The sequence below is a fragment of the Nonomuraea sp. NPDC004186 genome, assembly GCF_053603495.1.
This window is the reverse complement of record NZ_JBSGFQ010000124.1, coordinates 1-16,747: the sequence shown is the minus strand read 5'-3', so window position 1 is coordinate 16,747 and position 16,747 is coordinate 1. Positions and strand designations below refer to the sequence as shown.

The following is a 16,747-nucleotide window of genomic DNA, read 5'->3' as shown; positions in this document are numbered from 1 at the left end:
CTCAGTCCTTGTCCGTGGAGCCGGCGCCGGCCGCGAGTTCACGGACGGTGTGCTCGCCCAGGACCAGCTCCACCGGGAGCTCCAGGCCGAGTTCGTGGGCCCGCATCATGACGCTGACCGCGCGCAGGGAGTTGCCGCCGAGCGCGTAGAACTCGTCGTCCACGGAGACGGCGTCCAGCTCCAGTACCTCCGCCCACAGCTCGGCGAGCAGATGCTCGGTCGCGGTGGTCGCGGCGACGTCCTCGGGGCCGGGTCCCGGCTCGCCCGGAGCAGTGTCGAAGACGACGGACGTCTGGTCGATCAGGAAGGGCAGTTCGGAGACGCGGGTGGCGGGGTCGGCCTCCAGGATCGCGGCGAACGTCCGCGCGGCGGCGCGAACGGTCTCCGCGTCGAAGACGTCGGCCGCGCCGGCCAGCGTGCCGAGGAGCGCCTCGCCGTCGTTGCGCAGCTGGAGCGCGATGTCGAAGGGGGATCTCGCCTCGTCCGGTACGACCGCCTCCACTTCGCGGCCGAACAGGCTCCCCAGGACGGGCGGATCCTGCAGGACGAGCCACGCCTGGGCGAAGGGAAGCCGGCCCGCCTTGCGATGCGGCCTGAGCTCCTCCATGAGCTTCTCGACCGGCACCGCGGCGTTGGAGAAGGCCTCCAGGCAACGGTCCCGCGTACGGCGCAGCAGCTCGGCCAAGGTGGGGTCGTCATCCAGGTCCATGCGGACCGGCAGCGTGTTGACCAAGAAACCCACCAGGTTCTCGAGCTCGGGCTCGTCGCGCCCGGCGGCCGGCAGCGCGACCACGATGGACGGCTGACCGCTCCAGCGGCCCAGCAGGGCCGCGTATCCGGCCAGCGCCACCATGAAGGGGGTCAACCCGCCGCCGACGGTGCGCAGCCGGGACATCGCGCCGTCCGGAACGGCCAGTTCCGCGGTCCGCACGCCGTGTCGCGGCCGTTCCGGACGCGGGTGGTCGAGCGGCAGCGAGAGCTCGGGCGCCCCGTCGAGCCGGTCGCGCCAGTAGGCCACCTGATCGTCCAGCGCGCCCGATTCGAGCACCTGCCGTTGCCAGACCGCGAAGTCCGCGTACTGCACGGGCAGGTCCGGCAGGTGCGCTTCCCGCCCCGAGACGGCGGCGTCGTAGAGCTCGCCGAGCTCCATGAGCAGCACGTCACGGGACCGGCCGTCGCCGATGATGTGGTGCATGACCATGAAGAGCAGCTGCTCGCCGGGGCCGGTCCGCAGCAGGTGACAGCGGAACAACGGCCCGGCGGCAAGGTCGAAGGGCGCGGCGGCCAGCTCCCGGAGCGTCTCCTCCAGGTCTCCGCTCACCTCGGCGATCTCGACGTCCACGTCGTGCGGGGGCCGGACCACCTGGCTCACCCGCGCACCCTCCAGGCGAAAGACCGTACGCAGGACCTCGTGCCTGGCAACGATCCGGCTCAGGCACCGCCGCAGCACGTCGAGGTCGAGCTCCCCGGCGAAGCGCACGCCGCCGGCCACGTTGTACAGCGGGGCCTCGTGCCGCACCTGTTCGTGCAGCCACAACCTCTCCTGGCCGAACGACGTCGGCAGAACCAGCACCTGTTCAGGCCTCATCGCAAACTCCTGTTCTCATCAGCGGCGGCTTCGGCGGCCCGGCACAGCTCGGCCATAAACCGCTCCACCGTCTCGGCGTCGAACACCTCGGTCGAATAGTGCGCACGGCATTCCAAGCCCCGGTCTCCCCCGTCCTCGAAGTCCACGAAGAGCTCGAACTTCGAGGTGCCGGTACCGAGCGCCTGCAGTTCCAGGTGAAGGCCGGCCATCGGCGCGGGACGCAGCGTCTCGTCGAACTGGACGATGTGCCGGATCAGCGGGACGCGGCCGCCGGGATCGCGCTCCAGCCGCAAGTCCCTGACGATCTCCTCGAACGGCACGTCCCCGTTCGCCTGCGCCTCGATCACGGCCTGCCGGACGCGGTCGAGCGTCTCCCCGAAGGAGGGATCGCCGGAGAGGTCGAGGCGGATCGGCAGCATGTTCACGAAGCACCCGATCAAAGGTGCGATCTCCATCCGGTGCCGGCCGGAGGCAGGGGCGCCGAGCGTCAGGTCGGTCTGTCCCGACCAGCGCGACAGCACCGACGCGTACACGGCCATGGCCGCCATGAACGGCGTGGCTCGGTGCCGGCCGGCCCGCGACCGCAGTCCGGCCATCACCCGTGGCGCCATCCGGCGCGTCAGAGTCGCGCCGGCGTACGTCGGCCGCTGCGGCCACGGGCGATCCGTGGGCATTCGCGGCGCCTGCGCGCCCGCGAGCCTGCCGCGCCAGTAGGCGAGCTGCCGCCCGGCCGTTCCCGAGGCGAGCCGGTCGCGCTGCCACACGGCGTAGTCGGCATATTGGATGTCCAGCTCCGGCAGGCCCTCCGGATCGGTGTACGCGGTGGCCAGATCCTGGAGGATCACGCCGAGTGCCCACCCGTCGGCGACAATGTGGTGGATGACCAGCACCAGCAGGTGCTCCTGAGGGCCGCGACGCAGCAGGGCTGCGCGCAGGACGGGGCCGTCGACGATGTCGAGCGGCTCCGCCGCGAGCTCTTCCGCGATGCGCAGGGCCTCCGCACGGCCGCCGGGAACCTCCGTCACGGTCACTGCGACGGCCCGGTCCGCGGGGACGCTCACCAGACGGCCGGCCTCATCGGGCCGGAACACGGAACCGAGCACCTCGTGCCGGTTCACCACCGCCCGGAACGCCCGCCGCAACGCCTCGACGTCCAGGGGGCCTCGCAGCCAGAGACCGCCCGTCACGTTATAGAGGCCGGTGCCGGGGGCGAGCTGGTCCAGGAACCACAGCCGCTGCTGTGCCGGTGACAAGGGCAGGGGGCCGGTCCTGGGGACCGGCCGGATCGGCCCGCCCGCGCGCTCCGGCCGGATCCTGCGCAGCAGGGCACGCCGGTCGGCGCCCAGCCATCCCGGCGCGGTCATGGACGGCCGCCCGATCTTCCGAAACACATCACAAGCCGATGGTTCGGCACCCGGCGGCGGCGCGGCCATCGGGGATATACCCGACTCCTGACGCTGCGGCACCGCGTCCATACTGGCGACGCCACGCCCATATGATCATCAGGAGGCCTTCGTGCCCGACCTGGTCTGCCGCGCTCTCGGAGCGGACGAGTTGGACCTCTTCCATCGCTACGGCCCCGGGCCCACGTCCGGCGTGGGAGCGCGCAGCCGTACCTTCGACGAATACGTCGCCATCGGCGACTACCGGCCGGAATGGATCTGGGTGGCCCAGCGCGGCGACGACGTGCTCGCCCGGGCCGTCTTCTGGGCGCCGCCCGAGTTCGCGCAGCCGTTCCACCTCGAGTGGTTCGATCCTGGTTCGGACATCGAGATAGGCGCCCGGCTGCTGCGCGCCTGCTACGAGGCACTCGTCGGCCCCGACTACGCCACGCCACCCCATCCTGACGGGGGGCGGCCCGACTACCAGCTCTTTCTCCCCGCCGACTGGCGCGAGCGGCCTGAGGCCCACGCGGATGCCTGCGACCGGATCAAAGCGGCGGAGCTGGCCGGGCTGAGGTTCTTCACCGAACGGCTGACCCTGCGCTGGAACGCGGACGACGGCCTGCCCGTACGCTCCGGCCGGCTGCGTTTCGCTCCTGCGGTCGATGACCGGCGGCTCACCGACGTGATCGCCAGAACCTACACCGGCACGTTGGACGCCTACGGCGCGACGGACGCGGCTCGGCTCGGCGCCGACCGGGCGGCGGCCGACCTGCTGGACGAGGTGACCGGGATGCCCGGCGGCCGGCAGTGGTGGCGGCTGGCCCATGACCGGGATGGCGAGCTCGTCGGACTGGTCCTGCCCACCCGCAACCCTGGTTCGGCGACCATCGGCTACCTGGGCGTCGTGCCCGAGCACCGCGGCCAGGGGTATGTCGACGACCTGGTCGCCGAGGCTCTCCACCTCTTCGCCCGAGCGGGCGAGCCGGCCGCTGAGGACACCACGGAGGTCGGCAACCGCCCGATGGCCGGCGCCTTCATCCGCGCCGGCTATCGGGTCGCCGGCCGGCGCGTGATCCTCGTGTGAGATTCACGCCGGACGGCCCTTCAGATCTGGGGCCCGAAGGGCCGTCGTGCGTGAACGACAGGGCTATCCGGCGTGGACGACCCGGCCTCCCCCCGGCCGCAGCGCCCGGGAGGTGCGGTAGTCGAGCTGGATGAAGGCGCGCTGCAGCCAGCGATCGCGCCCGTCGTACCGGGGCCGGAAGACGCTGCGTCCGTGCAGTGCCAGGCGATTGTCCACGATGACCAGGTCCCCGGGCCGCATGACCACCGATCGGCTGCTCTGTCGCAGAGCCCGTCCGAGCTCGGCCATCGCCTCGGCCGCCCCGCCGTCCAACGGCTGCGTGCTGGTGTAGTCCACGCGGATGTCCGGGTCTTCGGGGCTGCCAGTGAGCAGCGCGTGCGGCTGCGCCGTACCACCGGCCTCGCCGAAGGACGCCGGCGCCGAGGTGACGTAACGGGGCTCGGACACCACGGCCCTGGCCTGCTCGGACAGGCCACGCAGTGCCCGGCGGGTGCAGGCCACCTCCAGCTCCGCGAGATCGTCATGATCGTTGCGTAGGCACAGGAGAGCGACATAGTCCGGCCGGTTGACGTGGAAGGCATTCTCGACGTGCATGGTCAGCGCGGCCGAGCCGGCGTTGCCCTGGTAGTGCTCCATCCCCGGCACCGGTACGACGTCCTGGATCATCGCGCCGCTCTTCTCCGCGCGGAAGGCAAACAGCTCGCCGAGCTGGAAGGAGACGAGCGCGAGCACGGATGCGGGGACGGTCGCGACCCGCTGGACGGAACCGGGCATGTTGGGCGTCGGCGGGAGCGCCTCATCGGCGATGGGCAGGTTGCGCAGCAGGACCATCCCGTCCTCGCCGGCGTCATGGCGGAAGTGCCGCAACCTCTCACACAGGCGCGCGGGCAGCCTGGCGGACAGGGTCATTGCCGCCTCCATCCACGCCGGATCGTCGATCATGTGCGGCGGGCGGGCCACGAGGTCGCGCGCGACCCGTTCCACCTGGTCTCTCTCCGGGGTCGGCAGGGTCACCACGTCGTCGTGATCGGTCGCGGCAGGGAAGGGGAGGTCAATCGGCATGGTCGTCCTCATTTCGGAACAGGACCTTGCGGTCCAGCTTCCCGTTGGGCGTGAGGGGGAGGGCGTCGCAGATGAGGATCCTGGCGGGGATCATGTAGCCGGGAAGCGTCCGCGCCACGTGCCGCCGCAGCGTCACGGGCATCGCCCCGGAGCCCGGCCGCAGCGTGACGCAGGCGATCAGGCGCTCCCCTACAACGGTGGCGGCGGCCTGCGCCACGTCGGGGTGCCCCGCCAGCGCGGCCTCGACCTCGCCCAGCTCGATCCGGAACCCTCGCACCTTGACCTGGTCGTCCATTCGGCCGGCGAACTCCAGCAGGCCGGTGGCGGTCCACCGGCCGAGGTCACCGGTACGGTACATCCTCGATCCGGGCGAGCCGAAGGGGTCGGGCAGGAAGCTCGCCGCGGTCAGCCCGGGCCGGTTCACGTATCCCCGCGCGAGCTGGACGCCAGCGATGTAGATCTCACCCGTCATCCCGTCGGGGGCCGGGTTCAGCCCTTCGTCCAGGACGTACATGCTGGTGTTGAGTATGGGCCGGCCCAGCGGCAGCACACCGCCCGGCACCTCGTCGTCTGGCTCGATCCGGTACTCGCTGCACCCGACCGTGGTCTCGGTTGGACCGTACTCGTTGACGACCGTGACCTTGGGATGCCCGGCCCGCCACCCCTCGACGACCGCACCCAGCAGCGGCTCGCCACCGAGCACGAGTTGCCTGGTGGGCGAGCATTCGCCAGGCAACTCGGTGAGCAGTGGCACGTGGCTCGGGGTGGCCTTGAGGAACGTGTACGGCTCGCCGTCCCAGCTGCCCTCCTCCACGCCGGCCAGGCGCACGGCTCCACCCACGACGAGCGGCGCGAAACACGCGGTCACCGTCAGATCGAACGACAGCGGCGAGTGCAGCGGCGTCAGCCCGCCGACGCCCGGATAGGCCGCCTGGCACCAGGTCAGATAGTTGACGACCGACCGATGGGTGATGACCACGCCCTTCGGCCGGCCGGTCGACCCGGACGTGTAGATCACGTAGGCGCTCTGGTCCGGCGCGCACCGGCGCGCGAGACCGGCCGCGTCGTGTCCGGCGAGTTCGGCGAGCACCTCCGGGTCGTCGAGCCGTACGGCAGGCCGGGAGAACGTGGCCGCGCCAAGCGTGACCACCGCCGCGCAGCCGGAGTCTGCCAGCATGAACGCGATGCGATCCGGCGGGTGATCCGGCTCCACGGGCAGGTAGGCCGCCCCGGTCTTCAGCACCGCCAGGGTGGCCACCAGGGCTTCCACCGATCTCGGCAGGGCCAGCGCGATCACCTGCTCAGGCCTGGCGCCGCGGGCGGCCAGCAGCCTGGCCAGCCGGTTGGCTCGGGCGTCGAGTTCGGAATAGGACAGACGGGTCTCCTCCGACACCAGCGCGACCGCGTCGGGTGTGCGTAGGACCTGCGCCTCGATCAGGGCGGTCAGGGTCGTCGGCGGAATCTCCGCGCGTGGACCACTCCATTTGGCCGGGTCATCCGGCCGGCTCTGCTCTTCAGTCATCAAGGGCCATCTCAACCATCACGTCACCTCGGGCGATCGTGACCATGCAACCGTGCGGTCGGTGCGCCGCCTCAGTCGGGGAAACCCCCGACGTGCGCGCCGCGGCGAGTGCAGGCGATCGTGACCAACGTCCAGAGCCGAAGCGACGACGGATGAGTGAGAGATCTGTGGATACCGATGACGTGATGCATTTCCCGATCGGATACGCACAGCAGCGGATCATGGTCATCGAGCGCCTGGCACCTGGGACTTCGGCCTACAACGTGCCGTTCGCCCTGCGGCTGCGCGGCGACCTGGACGTAGCCGTGCTGGAGTCGGCGCTGGCCACGGTCGTCGCCCGCCACGAGACCCTGCGGACCACGATCGACACCGTGGACGGCGAGCTGGTCCAGGTCGTGCGGAGCACGCTCGCCGTCCCGTTACACCGGCGGGACCTGAGCGCGACGCCCGCCGCGACCAACGGGGCGGAACTGGCCACGATCCTCAGCGAGCAGGCCGCCGAGCCCTTGGCCCTGAACGAGTGCCTGTTCCGGGTGACGCTCTATCGCCTCGCCCGGGACGAGCACGTCCTGGCCGTCACCATGCACCACCTGATCTCCGACTACTGGTCGTGCGGGATCTTCCTCCGGGACCTGTCCGCCTGCTACGACTCGGGTCTGACGGGACGCCCGGCGGAGCTGCCCGATCTGTCCGTGCAGTACGCCGACTTCGTGATCTGGCAGCGCGAGAACCTCGGCGAGGAGCGGATCGCCCGGCTCGCCGCCTTCTGGCGCGGCGAGCTGGAGGGGGCGCCCGAGGTGCTCCACCTCCCCTCCGACCGGCCGCGGCCCGCCGCCCAGTCCTACCGCGGAGCCGTGGAGCGCGTGGAGATCCCCGAAGACGTCTCCCGCGCGGTCCTGGCGCTCAGCCGCGAGCTCGGCGCGACCCCGTTCATGACCCTCATGGCGGCCTTCCAGCTGGTCATCGGCCGCTGGACCGGTCAGGACGACGTCGTCGTCAGCACCGGGACCGCCACCCGCACCCCGCAGGTGGAGCAGCTGATCGGCAGCTTCATCAACATCGTGCTCATCCGCACGTCGCTGGCCGGCAGCCCCTCCTTCGCCGAGCTCGTACGCCGGGCCAGGCCGCGCGTCCTGGCCGCCTTCGACCACCAGGACCTGCCCTTCGAACGGCTGGTCGCGGAGCTGGGCCCGCGCCGGGCGCTCAGTCACCAACCACTCACCCAGGTCATGTTCGTGCTCCAGAACGCCCCCATGCCGAACCCCGCCATGGGCGACCTCGTCGTCACCGCCGAGCCGGTCCCCCGGCACGCCACCCAGCTCGACGTAGGCCTCCAGCTCTGGCTGGCCGGCGAACGCTTCGAGGGATTCGTCGAGTACAGCAGCGACATGTACGACCGGGCCACGATGCGCCGCCTGATGCGCGGCTTCGTCACCCTGCTGTCGGCCGCCGTGACCGCCCCGGACACGCCGATCGGCGAGCTTCCCGTACTGGCCGCCGAAGAGCTCTCGGAGACGGTCTCCGGCTGGAACGCCACTGCGGCCGGCTACCCGGCGGGAACCCTCTACGAGCTGGTCAGCGAGCGCGTCGCCGCGCAGCCGGACGCGGTGGCGGTGACGTACGCCGGCGGCCGGCTCACCTACGCCGAGCTCGACGAGAGGGTCCGGGCGCTGGCCGGTCGGCTGCAGGCCGCCGGCGTCGGTCCGGATGTGCTCGTGGGCATCTACCTGGACCGCACGGTGGACCGCGTCGTCGCCGTGCTGGGCGTGCTGGCCGCCGGGGGCGCCTACCTGCCGCTGGACCCCGGCTATCCCACCGACCGGCTCGCCTTCATGCTGGCCGACGCGCAGCCCACCGTGCTGGTGTCCCGGAGCGACCTCCTCGACCGGCTGCCCGACGCCCACCAGGCGATCTGCCTCGACGACGACGCCGAACCGGTCCCGTACACGCGGCCGCGGATCAGCGCGGACAATCTGGCGTACGTCATCTACACCTCCGGCTCGACCGGCCGGCCGAAGGGGATCGCGGTCCCGCACCGCGGCGTCGTCAACAACATCGCCGACCTCAACCGCCTGGGACGGATCGGTCCTGAGGACCGCGTCCTGTCCGTCTCGTCGATGAGCTTCGACATGTCGGTGTACGAGCTCATCGGCCTGCTCATCACGGGCGGCGCCGTCGTCCTGCCCGACCCCCACGCGGCCGACGACCCGCGGCACTGGCACCGGCTCGTAACCGGCCACCAGGTGACCGTGTGGAACTCGGCGCCCGCGCTCCTGGAGGCGCTGGCCACCGTGGCGGAGCGCACCGGCGAGCCGCTCCCCTCGCTGCGGACGGCCTTCCTCGGAGGCGACTGGATCCCGGTGACCTTACCGGGCCGGATGCGCGCGCTGGCCCCCGGCATGGCGTTCATCAGCCTCGGCGGCGCGACGGAGGCGTCGATCCATTCGATCGTCCACCCGGTGGACGAGGTCGATCCAGCCTGGACGAGCATTCCGTACGGCAGACCGCAGGACAACCAGCAGGCGCTGATCCTCGACGCGCGGGGACACGCGGTCCCGGCCGGAGTCCCGGGCGAGCTGCATCTGGGCGGCATCGGCCTCACCCGCGGCTACCTGCGCCGGCCCGCCCGGACGGCCGAGCGCTTCATCCCCCACCCGTACGCCGGCCGATATCCGAACGTCCCCTCCGGCGCCCGCCTCTACCGGACCGGCGACCTGGCCCGCTACCGGCCGGACGGCGTCATCGAGCTCCTCGGCCGGCTCGACCAGCAGATCAAGATCCGTGGCTTCCGCGTCGAGCCCGGCGAGATCGAGGCCGCCCTGGCCGAGTCGCCGGACATCGCGGAGGCGGTCGTCGCCGCCCGGCACGCGGCGAGCGGGAGCATGATCCTGGTCGCGTACGTCGTGCCTGCCGGCTCCGGCGACCCGGACGAGGCGGGGCTGCTCGCTCGGCTGCGCGACCGGCTCCCCGGTTACATGGTGCCCTCCTCGGTCGTGGTGCTCGACCGGCTCCCGCTGTCGCCCAATGGCAAGGTCGACCGTCACGCGCTGGCGAAACACGGCCCCTCGGGGCCGGCCCGTATCGGGAACATCTCGGCGGGCACTCCTCTGGAACAGGTGCTCACCGACATCTGGGCCGCCGTGCTGTCGGCGGAACCGGTCGGTGTCGAGGACGACTTCTTCCAGTTCGGCGGTCACTCGCTCAACGCGATGGAGGTGGTGGCGCTCGTCCAGGAAACCTTCGGGCTGGAGGTTCCTCTGCGGATGGCGTTCGAGGCCACCACGATCTCCGCGCAGGCCGCCTGGCTGCGGGAGGCCGCCGGGGCCCAGGACGTGGAGCTGGACGCGACGGCCGAGCTGGCGCTGCGGCTGCGCGACATGTCCGAGGACGAGATCGGCCTGCTGCTCGCGGAAGGTGCCGACAGATGATCACCGAGACCGGTCTGGCGGAGTCGGCGACCCGAGGCGTCGCAGGGCTGCTCGCCGCAGACCCGCTCCTGTTCGACCTGCTCGAGCAGGAGCACCGCCGCCAGCACGCGACCCTGGCGATGATCGCCTCCGCCAGCGCCGCCGACGCCTCCGTGCTCGCCTGCCTGGGCAGTTCGCTGGGGAACCTCACCACCGAGGGCTATCCGGGGGCGCGCTTCCACGCCGGATGCGCCGTGGCCGACTCGGTCGAGCGGCTGGCGGTCGACCGCGCCCGGCACGTCTTCGGCGCACAGTACGCCAACGTACAGCCCCACTCGGGGACGTCGGCGAACCAGATCGTGCTGACCAGCCTGCTGCGGCCGGGCGACACGCTGCTCGGCCAGCGGCTGACCGCGGGCGGCCACCTCACCCACGGCGCGCCGCCCTCCTTCACCGGCCGCTACTTCCGCGGCATCGGTTACGGCGTCGACGCCGACGGCTACCTGGACTACGCCGAGATCCGCCGCCTGGCCCTGACGCACCGGCCCAAGGTCATCGTCTGCGGCGCCAGCGCCTATCCCCGGCTGATCGACTTCGGCCGGTTCCGCGCCATCGCCGACGAGATCGGCGCCTATCTGCTGGCCGACATCTCCCACATCGCCGGGCTGGTCGCCGCGGGGCTGCACCCCAGCCCGGTGAACGCGGCCCACATCACCACCAGCAGCACCTACAAACAGCTGTACGGCCCGCGTGGCGGCGTGATCCTCATGGGCGGCGACGCCGACGCGCCCGGCCCTGACGGCAACCGCACGCTGGCCCAGACAATCGACGACGGCGTGTTCCCCTACTTCCAGGGGACCCCGCAGCTCAACGCGATCGCCGCGAAGGCCCGGGCGTTCGGGATCGTCGGCGCACCGTCCTTCCGCGACCTGGCCCGCCAGGTGCTTTCCACCGCGAGCGCGCTGGCGCGGGAGCTGGCCGACCGCGGCTGGCACGTGCTGACCGGCGGCACGGACAACCACATGGTGGTGGTGGACGTGAGCCGGCGCGGCCTGACCGGGGTGGCGGCCGAGGCCGCGCTGGAGTCCTGCGGGATCGTCGTCAACAAGAACCAGATCCCCGGCGATACCAAGGGCCCCCGGGTCGCCAGCGGCCTGCGTTTCGGCACCAACACTCTGGCGCTGCGCGGGATGGACACGACCGCGATCGGCCTCTGCGCCGACCTGGTCGACCAGGTGTGCCGCGCGATCCTCATGCGCGGCGACCGCGACTTCGACCTACCCGGCCGCGTACGCGCCGACGTCACCGAACGGGTGGCGCGGCTGTGCCGCGACTATCCACTCCCCACGACCTCTGGAGCCATCCATGATTGATTTCCCCAGTCCGGAATCGGATCTCGGCACGCAGTACGACCGCCCGCCGTACGTGGCCGCGCGCACCGACGACGAGCGGCTGGTCGCCGCGGCGTGGGCGGAGCTGCTCGAGGTCGAGCCAGTGGGCGTGCACGACGACTTCTTCCAGCTCGGCGGGCACTCCATGATGCTCATCCAGCTCGTGACCATGCTGAACGCCGCCGCCGGGAGGCGGGTGGCGCTGCGCGACCTGTTCGGCGCGACCACCGTCGAGAAGCAGGCGCGGCTGCTCGCCGAGCACTGGGCGGACTCCGCCGAACCCCGGCTGGTCGCGCTGACCCGTCGTCCGGTGAGCGAGGAGTGAATGAGATCGATGATGGCGCTGAAGCGGCTCGATGACTGGGCCGCGCACCCGAACCCCATGACCTTTCCCTATCGTGAGATCGTCGATGAGTTCCACCGTGTGGGCAAACATTTCGTCGCCAACGACGTCCTGCGTGCGCTCGCCGGCGTTCGCGAGCGCCTGGCCCGGCCGGCTGGCCTGTTAGGGCGATTTCTCAACGTCGCGCTCGATAAATGGGACCAAAGATATGACTACACGACATACATCGCCTTAGACCTGCTTCTGCCCGCGGAAAAGATCTCGGAGCGGTACGACCGTCTGCTGGCCCATCTGGTGACCGACGTCCTCCATTTCGAGACGGATACGGCCGGCGGGCAAAGCCTGATCCTCCCCCGCATGCTCCCCACAGGGGAGACGGTAGCCAAGCGCTGCCATCACGGCTTGCGCGTACTCGCTCCCGTGCTCACCCGCCTCGGTCTCCCCGTGCCGTCCGAAGGCACCCCCTTGGACCGCGCCCGTACGGCCGTCGGCACGGTCGCCGCGACGATGTCCGACGAGGACCGCCTGCTCATGGACACGACCGTGCTGCCGGTCGGCACCTTCCACGACGAGTACCTGTTCATCCGCGTGCTGCAGTCGTTCGAGGTGTTCTTCGCGCTGGCGGGCGTCCACCTGCACGGCACGATCCAGGCCCTGCTGGCCGAGGACGCCCACGGCGCGATCGGCTCGCTCGATCTGGTCTCCGCGCGGTTCGGCGAGAGCGCGCCGCTGTTCTCGATGCTGGCCACCATGCAGGTGGAGGCGTTCCGCGACTTCCGGCGGCACACCGAGGGCGCGAGCGCGATCCAGTCTCCGGGCTACAAGACCATGGAGTCGTTGTGCCGCATCCCCGATCCCCACCGGCTGCACTCTCTGGCCTACCGCTCGGTCCCGGCCGTGCGCGAGGAGGTGCTCGCCGGCCGGTTCACCGTCGACGACGCCATCTCCAGGGCCGCCGAGCTGTGCTCCTTCGATCCGGCCGGCCTGGCCGACCTCGCGGGGGCCAGGCAGCGCTTCGCCACCGCCTACACGAAGTGGCGCCGGACGCACTACCGCCTGGCCGCGCGGATGCTCGGTACCGAAACCGGCAGCGGATACACCGCGGGTGTCCCCTACCTGGCCAGTGTCCTGGACATCCCGGTTTTCGATCCCCTGCGGCTGCCCGGATCGGCAGCCGCCGAACACGTGTGAACAAGGTGAGTGGAGAATGACGGCTCTGGAAGTCTGCCCGGAGTACATACTCAGCGACTCCGACGTGGCCGCGATCTCGGCCATCGCCGAGGAGTTGCGGGATGCGGGGGAGAATCCCGCCGATCCGGAGTTCTATGACCGATGCTGGCCCGTGATCGAACGGATCCCGTCAGGCGTGCGGAGGTTCCTGGAGGAGTTCCGGCGCGGCGAACCGGCCGCCGCGTGCCTCATCCATGGGTTTCCGATCGACGACGACGCGACCGGCCCCACCCCGCCCCACTGGGAGGCGGCGTTCGAGGCGACTTCGACGCGTGAGCAGGAGATCTTCCTCGCCCTGTGCGGCATGATCCTGGGGGACCCGTTCACCTGGTCCACCCTGCAGTCCGGCCGCCTCATCCAGAACATCCTCCCGATCGCCGGCGACGAGATGCGCCAGAACGGCCACGGCAGCCAGACGTTGCTGGAGTTCCACACGGAAGACGGTTTCCATCCGGACCGCTGCGACTACCTGCTCCTGCTGGGGATCAGGAACCACCAGCGGGTCCCCACCCTGGCCGCCTCCGTGCGGGACATCGCGCTGTCCGATGAGGACCGTGCCGTGCTAGGCCAGGAGCGGTTCTACATCTTCCCTGACGACGAGCACGTCCGCCAGCTGGAGACCAGAGATCCTCAGCACCCGGGACTCGCGGCGATGCGGGGCATGCGGGACAGCCCCGAGCCCGTCGCCGTCCTCTTCGGCGACCAGGCCGACCCGTATCTGCGGATCGACCGGCCGTTCATGCGCTGCACCCCCGGCGACACCGAGGCCGAGCGCGCGCTCGACGCCCTGGACGCCGCGCTCCAACGGGCCGAGCAGGACATCGTCGTGGGCCCGGGCACCCTGCTCGTGGTCGACAACCATCTCGCCGTACACGGTCGCAAACCGTTCGAGGTCCGTTACGACGGCACCGACCGATGGCTGAAGAAGCTGACGGTGAGCAGAAATCTACGCAGATCACGCGCCATCAGTGCCACCAAGAACCGCCGGGTGCTCTTCTGATGCCCGCATCCGAGCCAGGAGGAGTCTCCATGCGCACGGTCATCATCTCCGGAGCGTCCAGCGGGATCGGCCACGCCACCGCGGAACGGTTCGCCCGCTCCGGCGACCACGTCGTGAACTTCGACGTGAAGCCACCGGCCGCCGATCAGCCCGGGGTCCGGTGGATGGAGGTCAACGTGGCCGACTGGACGGCCGTCGGGCAGGCGGTGGACTCGGTGCACGCCGAACGCGGGCGCCTCGACGTGGTCGTCGCCAACGCCGGCATCAGCGTCAGGCACGGCGTGCTGGAACTGACCGAGGTGGCGGCGCGGAACATCATCGACGTGAACCTGCTGGGTGTGCTGCGGCTGTGGCAGTGCGCGGCCCAGCACATGATGCGGCGGCGAGAGGGCGTGCTGCTGGCCACCGCGTCGGTGAACGGTCTGCGCGGCTACCCGTTCTACGCCGACTACAACGCCACCAAGGCCGGGGTGGCGGCGCTCTGCCGTACCTTCGCCCTGGAACTGAGCCCGCAGGTGCGGACCGCGTGCGTGAGCCCCGGAGCCGTGCTCACCCCGATGCAGCTGGCCGAGTACACCCAGGAGATGCTGGACGACGTCAACCGGCGGATTCCGGCGGGACGGCACGCGGCGCCCGAGGAGATCGCCGAGATGTTCTTCTTCCTGGCCTCCCCCGCCGCCCGCTTCATGACTGGTCAGGAGATCGTCGTCGACGGCGGCGAGACGGCGGGAGCCACGACCAGCGCCTACGGCACGGGAGGCGGCAGTGCTGGGTGATCGGGAGGCCGCCACGTGGCTCAGGTGCCTCCAGCCCGTGCCACGGCCCGCGGTCCGGTTGATCTGTTTCCCTCATGCCGGAGGCGTGGCCGGCTTCTACCGTCCCCTGTCCACCGCCCTTCCCCCGTCCGTCCAGGTTCTCGCCGTCCAGTACCCCGGCAGGCAGGACCGCTTCGGCGAGCCGCTCCCCGATGACCTCGACCAGTTGAGCGACCGCCTCGCCTGCGTGCTACGGCAGGCCGGCGAGACGGTGTTCTTCGGTCACAGCATGGGAGCGATCGTGGCCTTCGAGGTGGCCAGGCGCTTGGACCGCCCGCCGCTGGAGCTCTTCGTCTCCGGCACCGGCGCCCCTCGGCGTAAGGAGACCTCGCGCCTGCGTGACACCGACGCGCTGGCGGCGATGGGCGAGCTTGGCGGCACGGACGCCGCGATCCTCCAGGACAGGGAGCTCAGAGAGCTGGTCCTGCCGATCCTGCAGGGCGATCTGCGCCTCATGGCCGCCTACCGCTACTCTCCGGGCGCGCCGCTCGCCTGCCCGATCACCGCCCTCACGGGCGACGCCGACCCGCTGACGACCGTGGCCGACGCCCGGCTGTGGAGCAGGCACACCTCCAGCCGTTTTCACCTGCGGATCTTCCGAGGCGGCCACTTCTACCTGACCGACCGGTGGAGCGCCGTGGCCGCTGCGGTCACCGGGTCTCCTCCGGTGGCTCGCAGGATCCCCATGACACACGACAGCGGAAGGTGAGATGGTCGCGGCGCTCCGCCCGGACCTGTTCCGGACGCTTCTGGGCCGCCACGCGGCGGGAGTGGTGATCGTGACGGCGGCCGTGGCCGGCCGTGGCCGTGCCGGGTTCACCGCCACGTCCTTCACCTCTGTGTCGCTGGACCCGCCATTGGTGTCGTTCTGCATCGATCGTGGTTCGTCGTCCTGGCCGGTCGTGGCCGAGGCGGAGCACCTCGGCATCCACTTCCTCGCGCGAACCGACCACGACCTCGCGCGCGCTTTCGCGGCGGCGGGCGCCGACCGGTTCTCGAACGCACGCTGGCGGCCAGGACCGCACGATGTGCCCGTCCTGGCCGACCCGGACACCGTCCTGGTCTGCCGGACCGACCAGCGCGTAACCGCCGGCGATCACGTGATCGTCCTGGCGGAGCCTCGGGCGGCCCTCTGCCGCGGCGAACGAGGAACCCCCCTCATCCACCACATGGGACGCTACCTCTCCACCGAGCTCTCCACCGAGCCGACGGCTCATCGCGGTTAGGCCGTGTTACATAAGGATCTTTGAGGCTTGCGGCGTAGCGATGCTCGGCAAAGGATGAGGCCTCCGGTAGTTGGTTCAACGACCAAGAAGAGCCAACTACCAGAGACCTCGTGGCCAGCGTAGTGGTGATGAGGCCGCCCACCTCGCTGACGCTCAGGTGGGCGGCGCTGGAGTGGCATCTGCCTGCCGCATCGGGCAAGGGGCGTCCGCCGAAGTGGAGCAGGCGGCAGTTGATCGACGGGATCCGATGGCGGATCCGGACCGGAACCTGTCAAATCCGGACGAGTCCTTCATATCGCTGCGGGACGCCGGTTCCGGCGTGAAAATGGGGGCTGGTGGCCGTCTGTGACGTCGTGGTTTCTTGGTGCCGGTTGCGCCCGAGGATGGGTCTGACGCTGGGAGCCTGATTTCTTGAGGGTCGTTCCTTGTCGCTTCGTGCACGCGGGCCAGACTTCCGCTTATCGCCCTTGGTTTCCCCGAGCGGCCGCCGTTCAGCCAAGATTCGAAGATGGGGCGGAGGTGGTTGTGGTGCAGGAGGTCGAGGACGAGGCGTTGCATGTGGAGCGGGTCGCGGCCCTGGATGTCGGCAAGGGCATGGCGGAGGTGTGTATCCGGGTGCCGTCCGATCGTGATCGGCGGCGTCGTGCCCAGGAGGTGCGGACGTTCGGGACGACGAAGAAGGAGATCGTCGCGT

General features: G+C 70.7%; 13 protein-coding genes. 9 read left to right on the top strand and 4 right to left on the bottom strand.

Translation table 11 applies throughout. The features are described from left to right. Position 1: 1 nt before the first annotated feature. Entirely contained in the window at positions 2-1,588 is a 1,587-nt protein-coding gene (locus ACWEPL_RS54280) for a condensation domain-containing protein (protein ID WP_452441190.1), read from the bottom strand. Further along, the gene (locus ACWEPL_RS54275; RefSeq protein ID WP_452441188.1) at positions 1,585-2,952 is read right to left on the bottom strand and encodes a condensation domain-containing protein; all 1,368 of its coding nucleotides are present in this window, start codon (positions 2,950-2,952) and stop codon (positions 1,585-1,587) included. Before ACWEPL_RS54275 ends, ACWEPL_RS54280 begins: the two co-directional genes overlap by 4 nt. Before the next feature lie 151 nt (positions 2,953-3,103). Between ACWEPL_RS54275 and ACWEPL_RS54270 the strand changes: the two genes are divergently transcribed. Continuing rightward, complete coding sequence (locus tag ACWEPL_RS54270; RefSeq protein WP_452441187.1) at positions 3,104-4,057, top strand: GNAT family N-acetyltransferase; 954 nt, start codon at positions 3,104-3,106, stop codon at positions 4,055-4,057. Between the two features lie 63 nt (positions 4,058-4,120). On the opposite strand, the gene ACWEPL_RS54265 is transcribed toward ACWEPL_RS54270, so the two are convergent. Beyond that, the gene (locus tag ACWEPL_RS54265) at positions 4,121-5,119 is read right to left on the bottom strand and encodes a TauD/TfdA family dioxygenase (protein ID WP_452441186.1); all 999 of its coding nucleotides are present in this window, start codon (positions 5,117-5,119) and stop codon (positions 4,121-4,123) included. Next, on the bottom strand, positions 5,109-6,641 hold the full coding sequence (locus ACWEPL_RS54260) for a non-ribosomal peptide synthetase (protein WP_452441184.1): 1,533 nt from the start codon (positions 6,639-6,641) through the stop codon (positions 5,109-5,111). The genes ACWEPL_RS54265 and ACWEPL_RS54260 overlap by 11 nt, the downstream gene beginning before the upstream one ends. 185 nt (positions 6,642-6,826) lie before the next feature. Here ACWEPL_RS54260 and ACWEPL_RS54255 point away from each other — a divergent pair, with 185 nt between their 5' ends. The 8 genes from ACWEPL_RS54255 to ACWEPL_RS54220 are packed head-to-tail and all read left to right on the top strand — an operon-like array spanning position 6,827 to position 16,053. Next, complete coding sequence (locus ACWEPL_RS54255) at positions 6,827-10,069, top strand: non-ribosomal peptide synthetase (protein ID WP_452441183.1); 3,243 nt, start codon at positions 6,827-6,829, stop codon at positions 10,067-10,069. Then, positions 10,066-11,421: a serine hydroxymethyltransferase gene (locus tag ACWEPL_RS54250; RefSeq protein WP_452441181.1), complete on the top strand. Its 1,356-nt coding sequence runs from the start codon at positions 10,066-10,068 to the stop codon at positions 11,419-11,421. The genes ACWEPL_RS54255 and ACWEPL_RS54250 overlap by 4 nt, the downstream gene beginning before the upstream one ends. Next, a complete protein-coding gene (locus tag ACWEPL_RS54245) occupies positions 11,414-11,764 on the top strand; it encodes a phosphopantetheine-binding protein (protein ID WP_452441180.1) in 351 nt (116 codons plus the stop codon). Before ACWEPL_RS54250 ends, ACWEPL_RS54245 begins: the two co-directional genes overlap by 8 nt. Beyond that, positions 11,765-12,973 (top strand): hypothetical protein, encoded by a 1,209-nt coding sequence (locus tag ACWEPL_RS54240; protein ID WP_452441179.1) that lies wholly within the window; start codon positions 11,765-11,767, stop codon positions 12,971-12,973. Between the two features lie 16 nt (positions 12,974-12,989). Then, on the top strand, positions 12,990-14,012 hold the full coding sequence (gntD, locus tag ACWEPL_RS54235; RefSeq protein ID WP_452441178.1) for a guanitoxin biosynthesis L-enduracididine beta-hydroxylase GntD: 1,023 nt from the start codon (positions 12,990-12,992) through the stop codon (positions 14,010-14,012). Positions 14,013-14,041: 29 nt separating this feature from the next. After that, positions 14,042-14,788 (top strand): SDR family NAD(P)-dependent oxidoreductase, encoded by a 747-nt coding sequence (locus ACWEPL_RS54230; RefSeq protein ID WP_452441177.1) that lies wholly within the window; start codon positions 14,042-14,044, stop codon positions 14,786-14,788. Further along, a complete protein-coding gene (locus tag ACWEPL_RS54225; RefSeq protein WP_452441176.1) occupies positions 14,778-15,536 on the top strand; it encodes a thioesterase II family protein in 759 nt (252 codons plus the stop codon). The genes ACWEPL_RS54230 and ACWEPL_RS54225 overlap by 11 nt, the downstream gene beginning before the upstream one ends. 1 nt (position 15,537) lies before the next feature. Further along, positions 15,538-16,053: a flavin reductase family protein gene (locus ACWEPL_RS54220; RefSeq protein ID WP_452441175.1), complete on the top strand. Its 516-nt coding sequence runs from the start codon at positions 15,538-15,540 to the stop codon at positions 16,051-16,053. Positions 16,054-16,747: the final 694 nt, after the last annotated feature.

Excerpts from the sequence above, each read along its gene's own strand:
- ACWEPL_RS54280 (WP_452441190.1), bottom strand. The coding sequence starts at position 1,588 with ATGAGGCCTGAACAGGTGCTGGTTCTGCCGACGTCGTTCGGCCAGGAG.
- ACWEPL_RS54275 (WP_452441188.1), bottom strand. The coding sequence starts at position 2,952 with ATGACCGCGCCGGGATGGCTGGGCGCCGACCGGCGTGCCCTGCTGCGC.
- ACWEPL_RS54265 (WP_452441186.1), bottom strand. The coding sequence starts at position 5,119 with ATGCCGATTGACCTCCCCTTCCCTGCCGCGACCGATCACGACGACGTG.
- ACWEPL_RS54260 (WP_452441184.1), bottom strand. The coding sequence starts at position 6,641 with ATGACTGAAGAGCAGAGCCGGCCGGATGACCCGGCCAAATGGAGTGGT.
- ACWEPL_RS54255 (WP_452441183.1), top strand. The coding sequence starts at position 6,827 with ATGCATTTCCCGATCGGATACGCACAGCAGCGGATCATGGTCATCGAG.
- ACWEPL_RS54250 (WP_452441181.1), top strand. The coding sequence starts at position 10,066 with ATGATCACCGAGACCGGTCTGGCGGAGTCGGCGACCCGAGGCGTCGCA.
- ACWEPL_RS54245 (WP_452441180.1), top strand. The coding sequence starts at position 11,414 with ATGATTGATTTCCCCAGTCCGGAATCGGATCTCGGCACGCAGTACGAC.
- ACWEPL_RS54240 (WP_452441179.1), top strand. The coding sequence starts at position 11,765 with ATGAGATCGATGATGGCGCTGAAGCGGCTCGATGACTGGGCCGCGCAC.
- gntD (WP_452441178.1), top strand. The coding sequence starts at position 12,990 with ATGACGGCTCTGGAAGTCTGCCCGGAGTACATACTCAGCGACTCCGAC.
- ACWEPL_RS54230 (WP_452441177.1), top strand. The coding sequence starts at position 14,042 with ATGCGCACGGTCATCATCTCCGGAGCGTCCAGCGGGATCGGCCACGCC.
- ACWEPL_RS54220 (WP_452441175.1), top strand. The coding sequence starts at position 15,538 with ATGGTCGCGGCGCTCCGCCCGGACCTGTTCCGGACGCTTCTGGGCCGC.